Annotated in this window: 17 protein-coding genes and 1 riboswitch; of the genes, 6 read left to right on the top strand and 11 right to left on the bottom strand. The window is 72.8% G+C overall.

Annotation, left to right across the window (positions count from 1 at the left end; genetic code table 11):
• Positions 1-46: 46 nt before the first annotated feature.
• A complete protein-coding gene (locus ACFY1S_RS17565; RefSeq protein WP_387119324.1) occupies positions 47-529 on the top strand; it encodes an Lrp/AsnC family transcriptional regulator in 483 nt (160 codons plus the stop codon).
• Between the two features lie 74 nt (positions 530-603).
• The gene (locus ACFY1S_RS17560; RefSeq protein ID WP_387118796.1) at positions 604-2,751 is read left to right on the top strand and encodes an SGNH hydrolase domain-containing protein; all 2,148 of its coding nucleotides are present in this window, start codon (positions 604-606) and stop codon (positions 2,749-2,751) included.
• Positions 2,752-2,766: 15 nt separating this feature from the next.
• On the opposite strand, the gene ACFY1S_RS17555 is transcribed toward ACFY1S_RS17560, so the two are convergent.
• Together ACFY1S_RS17555 and ACFY1S_RS17550 are read right to left on the bottom strand one after the other, a co-directional pair.
• On the bottom strand, positions 2,767-3,738 hold the full coding sequence (locus ACFY1S_RS17555; protein ID WP_364364683.1) for a DNA primase small subunit domain-containing protein: 972 nt from the start codon (positions 3,736-3,738) through the stop codon (positions 2,767-2,769).
• A gap of 22 nt (positions 3,739-3,760) precedes the next feature.
• On the bottom strand, positions 3,761-4,087 hold the full coding sequence (locus ACFY1S_RS17550; RefSeq protein WP_387118792.1) for a hypothetical protein: 327 nt from the start codon (positions 4,085-4,087) through the stop codon (positions 3,761-3,763).
• Positions 4,088-4,224: 137 nt separating this feature from the next.
• Here ACFY1S_RS17550 and ACFY1S_RS17545 point away from each other — a divergent pair, with 137 nt between their 5' ends.
• The 3 genes from ACFY1S_RS17545 (at position 4,225) to ACFY1S_RS17535 (ending at position 6,391) form a co-directional block, all read left to right on the top strand.
• A complete protein-coding gene (locus tag ACFY1S_RS17545; RefSeq protein WP_364364677.1) occupies positions 4,225-4,956 on the top strand; it encodes a histidine phosphatase family protein in 732 nt (243 codons plus the stop codon).
• Positions 4,940-5,809: an NAD(P)H-hydrate dehydratase gene (locus ACFY1S_RS17540; RefSeq protein WP_387118788.1), complete on the top strand. Its 870-nt coding sequence runs from the start codon at positions 4,940-4,942 to the stop codon at positions 5,807-5,809. Before ACFY1S_RS17545 ends, ACFY1S_RS17540 begins: the two co-directional genes overlap by 17 nt.
• Before the next feature lie 81 nt (positions 5,810-5,890).
• Positions 5,891-6,391: a hemerythrin domain-containing protein gene (locus ACFY1S_RS17535; protein WP_364364671.1), complete on the top strand. Its 501-nt coding sequence runs from the start codon at positions 5,891-5,893 to the stop codon at positions 6,389-6,391.
• A 79-nt stretch (positions 6,392-6,470) separates the two neighbouring features.
• Here the strand turns inward: ACFY1S_RS17535 and ACFY1S_RS17530 are convergent, their stop codons facing one another.
• Positions 6,471-7,277, bottom strand: coding sequence for an SDR family NAD(P)-dependent oxidoreductase (locus ACFY1S_RS17530; protein WP_387118785.1), 807 nt, complete (start codon positions 7,275-7,277; stop codon positions 6,471-6,473).
• A gap of 147 nt (positions 7,278-7,424) precedes the next feature.
• Positions 7,425-7,514, top strand: a riboswitch (ZMP/ZTP riboswitch).
• Between the two features lie 19 nt (positions 7,515-7,533).
• Between ACFY1S_RS17530 and ACFY1S_RS17525 the strand changes: the two genes are divergently transcribed.
• Positions 7,534-8,970: a glycine hydroxymethyltransferase gene (locus tag ACFY1S_RS17525; protein ID WP_387118782.1), complete on the top strand. Its 1,437-nt coding sequence runs from the start codon at positions 7,534-7,536 to the stop codon at positions 8,968-8,970.
• 61 nt (positions 8,971-9,031) lie between these two features.
• Here the strand turns inward: ACFY1S_RS17525 and ACFY1S_RS17520 are convergent, their stop codons facing one another.
• The 8 genes from ACFY1S_RS17520 to accB all read right to left on the bottom strand — a co-directional run bounded on the left by ACFY1S_RS17520 (position 9,032) and on the right by accB (position 15,352).
• On the bottom strand, positions 9,032-9,292 hold the full coding sequence (locus tag ACFY1S_RS17520) for a hypothetical protein (RefSeq protein WP_364364662.1): 261 nt from the start codon (positions 9,290-9,292) through the stop codon (positions 9,032-9,034).
• Positions 9,293-9,425: 133 nt separating this feature from the next.
• Positions 9,426-9,749, bottom strand: a complete 324-nt coding sequence (locus tag ACFY1S_RS17515) for an antibiotic biosynthesis monooxygenase family protein (protein WP_357991390.1) — start codon at positions 9,747-9,749, stop codon at positions 9,426-9,428.
• Positions 9,746-10,993 carry a beta-ketoacyl synthase N-terminal-like domain-containing protein gene (locus ACFY1S_RS17510; protein WP_387118778.1) on the bottom strand — a complete coding sequence of 416 codons (1,248 nt, stop codon included), beginning with the start codon at positions 10,991-10,993 and terminating at the stop codon, positions 9,746-9,748. Before ACFY1S_RS17510 ends, ACFY1S_RS17515 begins: the two co-directional genes overlap by 4 nt.
• Positions 10,994-11,015: 22 nt before the next feature.
• On the bottom strand, positions 11,016-12,290 hold the full coding sequence (locus ACFY1S_RS17505) for a beta-ketoacyl-[acyl-carrier-protein] synthase family protein (protein WP_387118775.1): 1,275 nt from the start codon (positions 12,288-12,290) through the stop codon (positions 11,016-11,018).
• The gene (locus tag ACFY1S_RS17500) at positions 12,287-12,682 is read right to left on the bottom strand and encodes a cupin domain-containing protein (protein ID WP_387118772.1); all 396 of its coding nucleotides are present in this window, start codon (positions 12,680-12,682) and stop codon (positions 12,287-12,289) included. Before ACFY1S_RS17500 ends, ACFY1S_RS17505 begins: the two co-directional genes overlap by 4 nt.
• Complete coding sequence (locus ACFY1S_RS17495; protein ID WP_387118769.1) at positions 12,675-13,430, bottom strand: SRPBCC family protein; 756 nt, start codon at positions 13,428-13,430, stop codon at positions 12,675-12,677. Before ACFY1S_RS17495 ends, ACFY1S_RS17500 begins: the two co-directional genes overlap by 8 nt.
• On the bottom strand, positions 13,427-14,869 hold the full coding sequence (locus tag ACFY1S_RS17490; RefSeq protein WP_387118766.1) for an acetyl/propionyl/methylcrotonyl-CoA carboxylase subunit alpha: 1,443 nt from the start codon (positions 14,867-14,869) through the stop codon (positions 13,427-13,429). Before ACFY1S_RS17490 ends, ACFY1S_RS17495 begins: the two co-directional genes overlap by 4 nt.
• Positions 14,870-14,887: 18 nt before the next feature.
• On the bottom strand, positions 14,888-15,352 hold the full coding sequence (accB, locus tag ACFY1S_RS17485) for an acetyl-CoA carboxylase biotin carboxyl carrier protein (protein WP_387119321.1): 465 nt from the start codon (positions 15,350-15,352) through the stop codon (positions 14,888-14,890).
• Between the last annotated feature and the right edge of the window lie 54 nt (positions 15,353-15,406).

Genomic DNA, 15,406 nt, shown 5'->3' with positions numbered 1-15,406 from the left:
TTGGCATGGCGAGGCAGCTTCGGTGAGCCAGGAGCCCACAGACGGGGTGAGCCGGGCGAGCGGATCGGGACGATCGGCCCAGCCCCTGGACGAGGTCGACCGGCGGATCCTCGACGAGCTGGTCCGCGACGGCCGGACCTCGGTGCGCACCCTGGCCGAACGGATCCACATCTCCCGCACCAACGCGTACGCCCGGGTGGAGCGGTTGCTGCGCGACGGCGTGATCACCGGCTTCCGCGCCCAGGTGGCGCCGGAGGCCGCCGGGCTGGGCACGTCGGCGTACATGGCGTTGACGATCGAGCAGAACACCTGGCGCGAGGTGTCCGCCGAACTGGCCCAGGTCCGCTACGTCGAGCACGTGGCGCTGCTCAGTGGTGAGCACGACGTGCTGGCCCTGGTCCGCGCCCCGGACAACGCCACCCTGCGGTACGTGGTGCTGGACCGGGTGCAGCGCATCGCCGGTGTGCTGTCGACACGGTCCTGGCTGGTGTTCGAGGAGTTCGACGGGACGCAGAGCCCCTGGCAGTAGGGCCTTGTAACACGAACCAGATGACAGAGCCGATACCACTCAGTCGGTAACAAATCCCCCGTACGATCCGCCGGATGGCTATCTCGGACCAGTTGTGGACGGCGGCCAGGGCCTCCGCCCCGCGACCGCCCGCGCCGGACAACCCGCGGTCCTTCCGGGGCGACATCGAAGGTCTGCGGGCCGTCGCCGTGCTGCTGGTGCTCCTCGGTCACGCCGGGGTCCCGTACCTGTCCGGCGGGTTCGTCGGCGTGGACGTGTTCTTCGTGATCTCGGGCTTCCTCATCACCGGCCTGCTGCTTGAGGAACTCGACAGACGGGGGCGCCTGTCGCTCGCCGGGTTCTACGCCCGACGGGCCAAGCGCCTCCTGCCCGCCGCCGCGACGGTGCTCGTCGCGAGCCTGGTGCTGACCTACCTCTTCCTCCCCCGCGGCCGCTGGTCCGCCACCGCCTGGGATGTCATCGCCAGCGCGTGTTACGCGATGAACTGGCGCATGGCGGACCAGTCCCTCGACTACGTCGCCGCCACCGACGCGCCGAGCATCGCCCAGCACTTCTGGTCCCTCGCCGTCGAGGAGCAGTTCTATCTCATCTGGCCACTGCTGCTGCTCGTCCTCGGGTGGTTCGCCAGGCGGCGCGGGCGCGGGCGACGCGGCCTGCACCTGCTCGGCCTTGCCCTCATCGCGGTCCCGTCGTTCGCCTGGGCCCTGTTCGTCTCGCCCACCGATCCGTCGGCGTACTACGTCACCACGACCCGGATGTGGGAGTTGGCCCTCGGCGGCGCCGTCGCCGTCACCGCGATCCGGCTGAACCGGTCGCCCCGCGTGCTGGCCGTACCCCTGGCGTGGGCCGGGCTCGTCGCGGTCGGCGCCTCTGCCGCGCTGATCCACACGGAAGCCGGCTTCCCGGGGTACGCCGCGCTCGGCCCGACCGTCGGTACGGCGGCGGTCATCGCGTTCGGCCCGGCGGCCGGCCGTGCCGGTCCCGGTCTCCTGCTCGGCCGGCAGCCGCTGCGCTACCTCGGCGGGATCTCGTACTCGCTGTACCTGTGGCACTGGCCCCTGCTGATCGCCGCGCAGGCCCACGTGGGTGATCTCGGCGTCGGCGCCGCGCTCGCCGTCGTCGCCGCCTCGACCATTCCCGCCGCGCTGACCTACCACCTCGTGGAGAACCCGGTCCGCCGGTCGCGGACCCTCACGGCCCGACCCTTCGCCGCACTGCGGGTCGGGGCGGCGTGCACAGGCGTCGCGGCACTGGCCGGCCTGGCGTTCCACCTGGTCGTCCCGTCGACGGCCGGCCCGGCTCCCGCATCGACGGTCGGGCTGGGCCAGGTGCCCGGAGCGAGCGCGCAGCCGGCGTCGACAGCGCCCGGCGCCGCCGTCCTGGGCGCCTCCCCCCGCTCCAGCCGCGCCGGAGCGCCAGTGGACCGGGTCGCGTCGATCGTCCCCGATCCGGTGGCGGCGGCCCGGGACACGCCCCAGTCGCAGAGATCCAGGAGCTGCCACGTGAGCCTGGAGTCGTCGACGCCGACGGCGTGCGTCTACGGGCGGAACGACGCGACGACCCGGGTCGCGCTCGTCGGCGACTCCCACGCGGACCACTGGGTCCCCGCCCTGCGGGGTGCGGCGGAGACGAACGGCTGGCGGCTCGCCACCTACACCAAGTCCGGCTGCCCGTTCCTCACCGCCGAGATCCTCCTGAACGACAGGCCCTACTCGTCCTGCACCGAATGGAACAGCCGGGTACGGGCCGAGCTGCTCGGCGCGGACCGCCCCGACATCCTTGTCGTCACCAACGCCGAATACCCGGTCCGGGGCGAGCCGCCGTCGCGGTGGCGTTCCGCGATGGCCCGTGAGCTGCGCCGAACGTGGAGCGCGATGACCGTGGAGCAGCTGCGGGTGGTGGTGCTGCGGGACACTCCCCTGCATCCGAAGGACATGGCCGAATGCGTGTCCGAGCATCCGACCCGCCTGACGGCGTGCGCCACGTCCCGGGCCGACGTCCTGCGCCTCGGCGGTGGTCCCGCCCAGGAGGCGGCGGCCGACGGTCTCGCCGGCGTACGCCTCATCGACCTGAACGACTGGATCTGCCCGGCGGACCGCTGCGCGCCGGTCATCGGAGGTGTCCTCGTCTGGCGCGACGCCCACCACCTGACCGCCACCTACTCGGCGACACTCGCACCGAGGGTGGCCGACGCACTCAGACCCGTGACCGCCGGGCGGTGACGGCCCGGGGCGGGCTCACCGCTCGGGCGGGGCCTCCAGGCCCTCCCGATCGGCCAACTCCAGCAGCGGCTCCAACGAGAACCTGTCGCCGTCCAGACCCGCGTGCGGGTCGCCGCGCTCGGCGAAGCGGGCCGGCACGGACAGCACGTCGAAGTCCTCCGGCCGGGCGTCGTCCAGCTCCGCCCAGTCCAGCGGCGCCGACACCAGCGCCCGGGGCGTGGGCCGGATGGAGTACGCCGAGGCCATCGTGTGGTCCCGCGACATCTGGTTGTAGTCGACGAAGACCGGCCGGTCCCGCTGCTCCCGCCACCAGGTGGTGGTGACCAGGTCCGGCAGACGGCGCTGCATCTCGCGGCCCAGCGCGAGGACCGCCCGACGGCACTCGCCGAAGCTCCACCGCGGCTCGATCGACAGGTACACGTGCAGGCCCCGCCCGCCTGTGGTCTTCGGGTAGCCGGTCAGGCCCAGCTCGGCGAGGAACGCGCGCACCTCCCGGGCCACCGGCACCACCTGCTCGAAGCCGACACCGGGCATCGGGTCCAGGTCGATGCGCAGCTGGTCCGGTCGTTCCACGTCGGCGGCACTCACCGGCCACGGGTGGAAGCGCAGGGTGCCCAGGTTGGCCGCCCAGATCACCACGGCCAGCTCACTGGGTGCCACCTCGTCCGCGGTACGGCCACTGGGGAAGGTGATATGCGCCGTGCGCACCCACTCGGGCGCGCCCGCCGGCAGCCGCTTCTGGTAGAAGGCGTCACCCCGGTTGGTCTGCCGGGTGGCGATCGTCGCGCCCTCGAAGACACCGCGCGGCCAGCGTTCCAGCATGGTGGGCCGGTCCCGCAGGGCGCGCAGGATGCCGTCGCCCACCGCGAGGAAATACCGCACCACGTCCAGCTTGGTCAGCCCGCGCTCCGGGAAGTACGGCTTGTCGGGGCTGGAGACGCGGACCAGCCGCTCCCCCACCTGGATTTCCTCCGCCGCCGTGGCCACGCCCCTGAGGGTACGGCGCCGGTCAGGTGGTCAGCAGCACACCGACCAGGATCAGCGGCAGCCCGACGAACAGAAAGATGCCGACCCCGGTGAGCACGCGCGCCCCGCCGGCCTCCTCGCGCTCCGGTGCGACACCGAAGGCCGAGCGGGCGTCCAGCATGCCGATCCGGCTCAGCGTCAGGTCACCTGTCACGCCGGACAGTGCCCCGACCACGATCAACGCGATGCCCAGCCGATTCGCGAAGTCACCGCCGGCGACCGCCACCCAGAGCGCCGCCGCGACCGCGACCACAAGCACGGCGATCACGAACAACACGAACGCTTCCCGCAGACCCCGCAGGACAGTCATCGTCCACCACCCCCGTAGGGGGACATTGTCGCCCGTCTACCCGTCCCGCCGCTGCCCCGAGGCCGACGGCGCCGCCCGGCCCGGCACGGCGTCGGGCCACGCGGTTACCGCCGACGGCGCCCGGGTAGGGGGTCGGCATGGCGGAACTGGCAACCCTCTGGATCGTCCGGCACGGCGAGAGCACCGCGAACGTCGCGGCGACACATGCCGAGGCGTCGGGCGCGGAGCTGATCGATCTCACCCACCGTGACGCCGACGTGCCGCTCTCCCCGACCGGCGAGGACCAGGCCAGGGCGACCGGCCGCTGGCTGGCGGAGCTGCCGGACGCGAAGCGCCCGGATGTGGCAGTGGTGTCGCCGTACCTGCGGGCGGTGCAGACGTCGCGGCTGGCGCTCGCCGGCACCGACATCCCCGTCCACCGCGACGAACGGCTGCGTGACCGGGAGCTGGGTATCCTCGACGGGCTGACCGGGCACGGGGTGCGGCGACGCTACCCGGACGAGGCCGAGCGTCGGACCCGGCTGGGCAAGTTCTACTACCGGCCGCCGGGCGGGGAGTCGTGGACAGACGTGGCGTTACGACTGCGGACGCTGCTGGGGGACCTGCGCCGTGACCACGAGGGTTGCCGGGTGCTGCTCTTCGGCCACGACGCGCTGGTATTTCTGCTTCGTTATCTGGTGGAGGGGTTGACCGAGGAGGAGCTGATGGCGCTCACGCGACAGCAGGTGATCGCCAACTGCTCGATCACCGAATGGTCGGCGGACGCCGACGACCGGCTGGTGCTCAGCACGTTCAACGATGTCGAGCACCTGCGTCAGCAGGGCGCCGAGCCGACCAGGGAGGACGAGATCCATGCCGAGCCGGTCTGACGTCAAGGTGATCACGCCGGGGCTGCTGCGGGACTGGGCGCTGCCGGTGCCGGCCGGCGGCAAGGAGAGCCGGGGCACCGTGCTTGTGGTCGGTGGTTCCCGCTTCACCCCCGGCGCGGTCCTGCTCGCCGGGGTGGCCGCGTTGCGCGCCGGCGCCGGGGTGCTCCAGCTCGCCGCCGCCGAGTCCAGCGCCGCCACACTCAGCATCGAGGTGCCCGAGGCACTCGTGGTCGGGCTGCCGGAGACACCCGACGGGGCGGTCGCCGCCGACCGGGACGGGCAGCTCGGCGAGCTGGTCGCACAGGCCGACGTGGTGGCCCTCGGCCCCGGCCTGAAGGCGATCGACGAGACGAACCGCCTGTTGAGCCTGGTCCTGGACGCCGCCCGGCCGCAGACCTCGCTGGTGCTCGACGCGTACGCCCTCGGCGCCCTCAGTCACGACCCGGGCCTGCTGGTCGGCTCGGGCCGGCCGGTGGTGCTCACCCCGAACGTCACCGAGGCGGGGCACCTGCTCGGTCGCGACCCGGGCGACGACCTGGACGCCGAGGCGGCCGAGTTGGCCGCCCGGTACGAGGCGGTGGTGTCGCTCTACGGGCACGTGGCCACGCCTGACGGGCGGGGGTGGCGGGAGGAGAGCGGCGACGCCGGGCTGGGCACCTCCGGCAGCGGTGACGTGCTCGCCGGGTTGCTGGCGGGGCTGCTGTCGCGGGGCGCGGACCCGGCGCAGGCGGCCTGCTGGGGGTCGTTCGCGCACGCGGTGAGCGGCCAGCGGCTGATCCCCCGGTACGGCCGGATCGGCTTCCTGGCCCGGGAACTGCTGGACGAGATCCCCCGCACCCTGGCCATGGTCTGATCAGCTGTTTGCTCCTGTTTGCGCAGTTCACCGCCGGGGTACCGCAAGCACACCAGACAAGATTTCAGGGAGGTCATGCCGGTGTCGAACGATGCCATCGTCCTGCTCAAGGACGACCACAAGGAGATGCGCCGCCTGTTCAAGGCCTTCCAGGACGCCGAGGAGGGGCCGGCGAGCCAGCGACAGAAGCTGGTGGACCAGATCCTGGAGGCCCTGACGGTGCACACCTACCTGGAGAACGAGGTGATGTACCCGGAGGTCCGCCGGCTGCTGCCCGACCTGGAGGACGACATCCTCGAGTCGTACGAGGAACACCACGTCGCCGACGTGCTCTGCGCCGAACTGGCGAGCATGAGTGCCGACGACGAGCGCTTCAACGCCAAGACGACGGTGCTCATCGAGAACGTGACGCACCACGTCGAGGAGGAAGAGGAGGAGTGGTTCCCCAAGGTGCGCGAGGCGCTGGGCCGCAAGCAGCTCCAGGAGATCGGCGAGAAGATGATCGCGCTGCGCGCCGACGCGCCGCGTACCCCCACCGCGCCGAAGGCGATCAAGAAGGCGATCGACGCGGTTACCGCCTGAACCACACGCGTACGACGAAGGGCCCGGCGTGCTGCCGGGCCCTTCGTCGTGTGCCACCGCGCCCGCGGCGTGACGGTGGTCAGTCGCCCGAGCCCGGCTCGGCCATCCGGCGGTGCTGCTCGGACTTGAGCTTGTCCGGGATGATCTTGCCGGCGGCGGTCTGCACCTTGTTCAACAGCGAACCCGCAGTGACCGTCTGGTCGCCCTTCATCATCGCGGCGAAGCCCTGGGCGGCGACCTCGGCCGGGTCGTCCTTCTTCCCGGAGCCCACCCGGGTGTCCTGCATGTCGGCCCGCTCGAAGAACGCGGTGTCGGTCGGCCCGGGCATCAGCGCGGTCACCGTGACGCCGGTGTCCTTCAGCTCGTTGCGCAGGGCCTCGGCGAAGGACTGCACGAACGACTTCGACGCGTTGTAGACCGCCTGGAACGGCCCCGGCATGGTGGCGGCGATCGACGAGGTGAAGAGCACCCGGCCCGTACCCCGCTCGACCATCGCGGGCAGCAGCAGCTTGGCCAGGTGCACCGTCGAGCGCACGTTCAGGTCGACGATCTCCAGCTCGTCGCGCAGATCGGTGCCCCCGACGAAGGCGCCACCGGCGCCCCGACCGGCGTTGAGCGCCAGCGCGTCCAGCGGACGCCCGGTCGCCGCGACGGCGGCAACCAGGTCCTCCACCCCCTGCTCACGGGCCAGGTCGACGCGGATCGGGCGGATCTGCGGGCCGCCGTCGCGGCGCAGCTTCTGTGCCGCCGCGTCGATCCCGTCGTCCGGCGCGGCGATGACCAGGTCGAAGCCGTGCTCGGCGAACTGCGCCGCCAACTCGTACCCGATCCCGCTCGATGCCCCAGTCACGACGGCGAGCGGCCGGTCGGAGGTGGGTGTGGTCATGGTGTCGACTCCCTCTCGTGCGGACGGCGACCGCACCGCCCGGTGCGGCAGTCACCTACCGAGTGCCCTGGGGCGGGCCGTCCAACCATGTCGGCGGGTCGCGTCCGGAGGTCGGACCGGGCACGCCGCGACCGGCCCGGTAGGATCGGCTCGGGCCGTTACTGGCGCGTGGGGATGGACAACCATCGGGGAGCGGCCCCGTCACGAGGACGTTTGCCGAGCGCCTGGGCCTTCCCGCACGTCTGTTGGAGGTCGCATGTCGCACAACGCCGAGTCCACCGCATTCCGGAGCGCCCTCGAGGTGATCCGCGCCGTCGAACCGCGGGTGGCCGACGCCATCGGCGCCGAGCTGACCGACCAGCGGGAGTCGCTCAAGCTCATCGCCAGCGAGAACTACGCCTCCCCGGCGACGCTGCTCGCGATGGGCAACTGGTTCAGTGACAAGTACGCCGAGGGCACCGTCGGGCGTCGCTTCTACGCCGGCTGCCAGAACGTCGACACCGTCGAGGCGCTCGCCGCCGAGCACGCCCGTGAGCTGTTCGGCGCCGCGCACGCGTACGTGCAGCCGCACTCGGGCATCGACGCCAACCTGGTGGCCTTCTGGGCGGTGCTCGCCGACCGGGTGGAGTCCCCCGCGCTGAAGAAGGCGCAGGTGCGCCAGGTCAACGACCTCAGCGAGGCGGACTGGTTCGCGCTGCGCCGCGAGCTGGGCAACCAGCGGATGCTCGGCATGTCGCTGGACGCCGGCGGTCACCTCACCCACGGCTTCCGCCCGAACATCTCCGGCAAGATGTTCGACCAGCGCAGCTACGGCACCGACCCGGCGACCGGGCTGATCGACTACGACCGGGTCGCCGAGGCGGCCCGCGAGTTCAAGCCGCTGATCCTCGTCGGCGGGTATTCCGCGTACCCCCGGAAGGTGAACTTCCGGATCCTGCGGGAGATCGCCGACTCGGTCGGCGCCACCTTCATGGTCGACATGGCGCACTTCGCCGGCCTGGTGGCCGGCAGGGTGTTCACCGGCGACTTCGACCCGGTGCCGCACGCACACATCGTCACCACCACCACCCACAAGTCGCTGCGCGGCCCGCGCGGCGGTATGGTGCTGTGCCAGCCGGAACTGGCCGACCAGGTGGACCGGGGCTGCCCGATGGTGCTCGGTGGTCCGCTGCCGCACGTGATGGCCGCGAAGGCCGTCGCCCTGGCCGAGGCCCGCCGCCCCGACTTCGCCGACTACGCCCAGCGGATCGTGGACAACGCGCAGGCCCTCGCCGACGGGCTGCTGCGCCGGGGCGCGACCCTCGTCACCGGCGGCACCGACAACCACCTGGTGCTCATCGACGTGTCCGGCTACGGGCTCACCGGCCGGCAGGCCGAGCAGGCGCTGCTCGACTCCGGCATCGTCACCAACCGCAACTCGGTCCCGCAGGACCCGAACGGCGCCTGGTACACCTCAGGCATCCGGATCGGCACCCCGGCGCTGACCACGCGGGGCCTGGGCACTGCCGAGATGGACCAGACCGCGGAGCTGATCCACACCGTGCTCACCCAGACGACCGCCGCCGCCAACAGCGACGGCACCCCGTCCAAGGCCAAGTACGCACTGGACCCGGCCCTGGCCGACAAGATCTCCCGCCAGGCCACCGACCTGCTGGCCCCCCACCCGCTCTACCCCGGCATCGACCTGTCCTGACCGCGCGGTCGTGGCCCGACCCGGTCGCCCGCCCGACGTGTCGGGCGGGCGACCGGGCGGGTCAGTTCAGCGGGCGCTTGAGGTGGTAGCGGTGGACCTCGGTGCTGCCCTGGACGTTGTTCACGTCCTCGGCGGCGGAGACCAGCTCCCAGCCCTCCCGGCCCGCGCGGTTGAGGTGCGCGATGGCGGTGTCGCCGTAGGCGGTGATGTCCTTGCGCGAGCCGTCTGGGCCGTACCAGACGAACGAGACGTGGAAATTGCGGCCCTGTCCCTGATAGCGACGGACGAGCAAGGCGTACTCCCAGGCAACCATGCGGCCCATTATGACCGTCCACCCAGGACGGCGGAACGCGGGCCGTCGCGCATTGCCATCCGGTGAACGCGGTGTGTCAACCCACGAGGTCGCCGGCCGCCGTGGTTGGAGACGACCGGCCGGTGGCAAATCGGTTGCCTGGTCAGCCGGGCGCGAGCGCCGGTGTCTGGGCGTGGATGTGAAAGCGCAGCGAGCGGGCGTCGGTGAAGCACTCCCGCATCGGGCGCACCAGGTCCCGGTGCTCCGGGCTGCGTTCCCAGCTCTCGAAGTCCGCGAGGCTCTCCCACTCACTGGTGATCAGCCACTGTTCCGGATCGGTCGACGAGCGGCACACCTGGTCGACCAGGTGCCCCGGCACACCGTCCGCGACCAGATGCCGCACCTGCTCGTACGCGGCGAGGAACTGCTCGGTGCGCGGCACCGGCACCCGTACCAGGAAGACCACCCGGGCCCGCTGTTCGGTCATGGCGTCTCTCTCCTCGTCGGCGCTGCCCCGCGCAGGACAAGCGCGCTGTTGAACCCGTCGAACCCCCGCGCGCAGACCAGCGCGAGCCGACTGCGGGGCCGCCGGTGCTCGCGCAGGAAGTCCAGCTCACATCCGTCGGCCACCTCGTCCGGGCCGGCGGACGCGGGAAGCGTGTCGTGCGCGAAGGCGAGCAGCGCCGTGGCCACGTCCAGCGCCGACCCGCCCTGGTGCGCCCGCCCGGTCAACGGCTTCTGGGTCGTCACCGGGGGCGGCCGGTCGGCGAAGACGGCACGCAGCGCCTCGGCCTCGCTGCGGTCGTAGCGGGGCACACCCAGTGCGTCGGGCAGCACCACGTCGATCCCCGCCGCCGCGACGTCGGCCCGGTCCAGGGCGAGGCGCATCGCCCGCGCGTACTGCCCCACGTCACCGGCGCTGTCCGCGGTGGTGTGCGCGGCGTCGTGGGTGGAGCCCCAGCCGCTCACCTCGCCGTAGATCCGGGCGCCCCGCGCCAACGCGTGCCCCAGCTCCTCCACCACGAACACCGCGCCGCCCTCGGCCGGCAGGTAGCCGCTGGCCGAGGCGCCGAACGGCCGGTACGCCCGCTGCGGATCGTCGACGTCGCTGAGCAACCCGGAGCGCAGCTGGCAGGCCAGGGCGTACGGGCTCAGCGGACACTCGGTGGCCCCGGCGATCACCACAGGCGTTCCCCGGCGTACCGCCCTGGCGGCGTGCGCCAGGCTGTCCAACCCGCCGGCGGTCTCCGCGACGAGCACCCCGCTCGGGCCCTTGAACTGGTGGTGGATGGAGAGCTGCCCGACGCTTGCGGCGTAGAACCAGGCGATCGACTGGTACGCCCCGACCGTGCGCGACGGGCCACCCCAGAGCCGTTGCAGCTCCCGCTGACCGAACAGGTTGCCCCCCGAGGAGCTGGCCAGGGTCACCGCGTAGCCGTACGGATCGGGCGCCCGTTCGGGCAGGCCGGCGTCGGCGAGTGCGAGTCGGGTGGCGGCGAAGCCCAGGTGCGTCCACCTGTCGGTCTGCACCAGCTGGCGGCTGTCGGCGTAGGAGCCGGCCGTGAAGTCGGGCACCTGCCCGCCGTACCGGGTCGGGTAGCCGGCCGGGTCGAACAGGGTGATCGGGCCGGTACGACGGGCGCCGGCCAGCACGGTGCGCCAGTGCGCGTCCGCGCCGACGCCGCTGGGGGCGACCACGCCGATGCCCGTCACCACCGCCCGGGCCGTCACCCGGCCACCGCCGGGCCGCCGCTCACGCCGCCACCGCCGGGGGCCGGCGGCGGAACACCATCGCCGACTGGAACCCGCCGAATCCGCTGCCCACCGACAGCGCCACGTCCACCGGGACCTCCCGCGCCTCGTTCGGTACGTAGTCCAGGTCGCACTCCGGGTCCCGGCTGCTCCAGTTCGCGGTCGGCGGCACCACCCCGAACTCGATGGCGAGGGCGCAGGCGGCCATCTCGATCGACCCGATCGCGCCGAGGGAGTGCCCCACCATGGACTTGATCGAACTGATCGGCACCCGGTACGCGGCCTGGCCCAGGGCCCGTTTGAACGCGGCGGTCTCGTGCCTGTCGTTCTGCCGGGTGCCCGAGCCGTGCGCGCTGATGTAGGAGACCTGCTCCGGTGCGATGCCGCCCTGCCGCAGCGCGTCGGTGACGGCGAGGCCCATCTCCAGCCCGTCCGGGCGCAGCCCGGTCATGTGGTAGCCGTTGCTGCGGCTGGCGTAACCGGCGACCTCGCAGTAGACGTGCGCCCCGCGCCGCCGGGCGCGCCCGGCCTCCTCCAGCACCAGCACTGCCGCGCCCTCGGCGAGCACGAAGCCGTGCCGGTCGGCGTCGAAGGGGCGCGAGGCGTGCGCCGGGTCGTCGTTGTCCGGGCTGGTCGCCTTGATCGCGTCGAACGAGGCGACGGTCACCGGTGAGATCGGCGAGTCGGCGGCGCCGGCCAACACCACGTCGGCCTCACCGTCCACGATCAGCTGGTGGGCGTAGCCGATGGCGTCGATGCCAGAGGTGCAGCCGGTGGAGACGACCTGCGCCGGGCCGTGCAGCCCGTGCCGGCAGGCCACGTCCGCGGCGAGGCTGCTGGGCACCAACGCCTGGTACAGGTACGGACCACCGCGTGCCGCGTCGACAAGCCACCGTCGACCGTTGTCGCTGACGGTGACGTACTCCTGTTCCAGGGCCATCGTGCCGCCCACGGCCGTGCCGAGCACCACCCCGGCCCGGTCCCGCTCGGCGTCGGTGAGCACCAGGCCGGCGTCGGCGACCGCCTCGGCCGAGCAGGCCAGGGCGAACTGCACGTACCTGTCGGCGCGGCGCCGCTCGGCGTCGGTCAGCCCGGCGGCGACCGGGTCGAAGTCGCACTCGGCGGCGATCTGGGAGCGGAACGGCGACGGGTCGAAGAAACTGATCCGCCGGGTGGCCGTACGCCCCTCGGTGATGGTCTTCCAGAAGCGGTCCCGGCTGGCGCCGCCGGGGGCGACCACCCCGACGCCGGTCACCACCGTGCGGCGCCCGGTCACGACGCCTCGACCAACTCGGTGTCGACGTGCCCCAGCTCGGGGCGGGGCGCCAAGGGGCCCAGGTGGAAGACCACCTCGGCCGGTTCGACGCCTGTGTTGCGCAGTCGGTGCCGCACGTTCACCGGCACGAACAGCGCCTCGCCGGCGGCCAGCAGCGTCGGCTGGTCGTCCAGGTCGACGGTGATCGCGCCACGGGCCACGTACAGGAACTCCTCGCTGTACGTGTGGTAGTGCTCGGCGATCCGCTCCCCCGGCGCGAGCGTGGCCACGCCGAGGAAGCCGGAGGTGCTGCCGACGGTGCGGGGGCCGAGCAGCACCCGCAGCTCACCGCCGCGCCGACGGTCGGCGGGTACGTCCGCCGCGGCGATCGGCCGCGTGCCGAGGTCACTCATCGCCGGCCTCCGTCGGCTCGCCGCCGGCAGCCGGGCGGTCCTGCTCGGCGCGCTGGCGGGCGATCCGCTCCACCCGGTCCTTGATCACCGCGAGCTGGATGACGCTGTTGGTGTTGATCCGCTCGGTCATGCCGGCGTTGTCGACGGGCGCGGTCGGCTTCATGGCGAAGTCCTGCGTCCAGGTCATCCGGGTGCCGCCGGCCTCCTCGGAGTACCGCCAGTGGATCCGCATGTACTCGAACGGCCCGGTCTCGACGCGGTGCGCGCGGACCTGGTGGCTCACCGGGTCGGCGGTGCGTTCACTGACCCAGCTCCACGACACCCCGTTCTCGTCGGGGTACATGGTGAGCCGGAACCGCACGGTGTGCCCGTCGCGGTGCAGGATCTCCACCACCGCGTACTCGGTGAACAGCTCGGTCCAGCTCGCCACGTCGTTGGTGACCTCCCAGACCACCGGCAGCGGCGCGTCGATGAGCACGTCGTTCTCGGTGTGTCCGGGCGGGTCGACGCGGCGGGCGACCAGGTCGGCGACCGCCGGGATGCTCAGCTGCCCGGCCTGCTCCCCGATGGTCACCCGCCACCGGTCGGCGACGACAGCGGACAGCTCCAGTAGGGCGAGGGAGTCCATGCCCAGTTCCTCCAGCGAGGCGGCTGGCGCCCGGGCGGCGGCCTCGGCGTCCAGGCCGCAGTGCGCCACCAGGATGTCGGTGATCTCGGCTGTCATCGGGCGACCATGGGTGACGGTCATCGGTTCCTCCGGTTGGATACGTCGGGCTCCGCGGCGGGCGCGGGGCGGGGTGCGGGTGTGCCTGTCGGCCGCCGCGCGGGCGCCGGTGCGGGCGCGGCGAGCAGGCGGTCGACCAGGCCTGTGGTGTAGCGGCCCTTGCGGAACGCGGCGTCGTCGAGCACCCGCCGTACGAACGGGATGGTGGTGCGTACGCCCGGCCCGGCGATGTCGAACTCCTCCAGGGCGCGTTCGAGCCGGTTGAGCGCCAACTCCCGGTCGGGCGCCCACACGACGACCTTGGCGAGCAGCGAGTCGTACCAGGGGCCGATCACGTAGCCCGCGCTGGCGTGGGTGTCGACCCGGGTGAAGGGGCCGCCGGGCGGGGTGAACCGCTCCAACCGGCCCGGGGTGGGCGCGAAGCCGTGCGCCGGGTCCTCGGTGTTGACGCGGCACTCCACGGCGACGCCGTGCAGGCGGATCTCCTCCTGCCGCCAGCGCAGCGGCACCCCGGCGGCGATGTGCAGCTGCTCGTGCACCAGGTCGATGCCGGTGACCATCTCGGTGACCGGATGCTCCACCTGGATCCGGCAGTTGATCTCCAGAAAGTGGAACCGCTCCTCGGCGTCGACAAGGAACTCAAGCGTGCCCGCGCCGACGAAGCCGACCTCGAGCGCGCCGCGCAGCGCGGTCTCCGCGATGGCGTCCAGGACGCCGGCGGGCAGCGCCGGGGCGGGCGCCTCCTCGATGAGCTTCTGGTGCCGGCGCTGCACCGAGCAGTCCCTGGTGCCCAGGTGCACGCCGTTGCCGTGCGAGTCACACAGCACCTGCACCTCGACGTGCCGCGCCTCGGTGAGGTACCGCTCGACGTACACCCGGTCGTCGCCGAACGCGGCCTGCGCGGCGGCGCGGGTGCGGGCGTACACCCGGGGTAGTTCGGCGGGGGTGCGCACCACAGCCATCCCCCGGCCGCCGCCACCCGCGGCGGCCTTCACGATCACCGGGTAGCCGACGGTGTCGGCCACCTCGGCCGCCGCCGCCACTGTCGGCACCGGCGCGACGCTTCCCGCCGGCAGTGGCAGGCCGGCGCGGCTCATCAGGGCCCGGGCCGAGGACTTGTCCGCCAACGCCGCCATCACCGCCGGTGGCGGGCCGATGAAGATCAGCCCGTTGTCGGCGCAGATCTCGGCGAAGTCGGCGTCCTCGGAGAGGAACCCGTAGCCGGGGTGTACGGCCTGCGCGCCCACCTGCCGGGCCGCCTCGACGATGGCGGCGGGGTTGAGGTAGCTGCGTCGGCTCGTCGGCGGTCCGATCCGGACGGCCTGGTCGGCGAGCCGGACGGCCGGCGAGTCGGCGTCGGCGGCGGAGTAGACCACCGCCGTGCGGACGCCGAGCTCCTTGCAGGCCCGCAGCACCCGCAGCGCGATCTCGCCCCGGTTCGCGATCAGCACGGTCTCGAACATGCTCACCCACCCGCGCCGTCAGGCCGGTTCCAGTTCGACCAGCGGCTGGTCGTACTCGACCGGCTGGCCGTCCTCGACGAGAATCGCTGTCACCCGGCCGGCGCGGTCGGCGGTGACCTCGTTCATCAGCTTCATGGCCTCGACGATGGCGATCGGTTGACCCGGCCGGACCAGGTCGCCGACCGCGACGAACGGCGCCGCGCCGGGCTCCGGGGACCGGTAGAAGGTGCCGACGATCGGTGCCCGCACGGCCGCGCGTCCGGGCACCGACGGCCGGATCAGCGCCGGCGGCGGGCCGGGCGCCGGCGGGACCGGCGGCACCGGGACCGGCGGCGGCTCCGGGTGTACGTCGGCGCGCGCCGCCTCGCCCGGGTGCCACTCCACCTCCAGCACCGTCGACCCGCTGCGCAACCGGATCCGGCGCACCGGCCCGGTCAGCTCGGCGACGAGGTGCCGTGCCTGCCGGCGCAGCCCGGCCAGCACCTCCTCGCCGCCGGCCGTCTCGTCGGGCCGGTGTCCGTCCGGCGCGTCGGGCGG

The sequence above is a fragment of the Micromonospora sp. NPDC000663 genome, from assembly GCF_042898105.1.
Classification (GTDB): Bacteria; Actinomycetota; Actinomycetes; order Mycobacteriales; family Micromonosporaceae; genus Micromonospora.
Note: the sequence above shows the minus strand (reverse complement) of the source record. Positions and strands in the feature narration are given on the sequence as shown.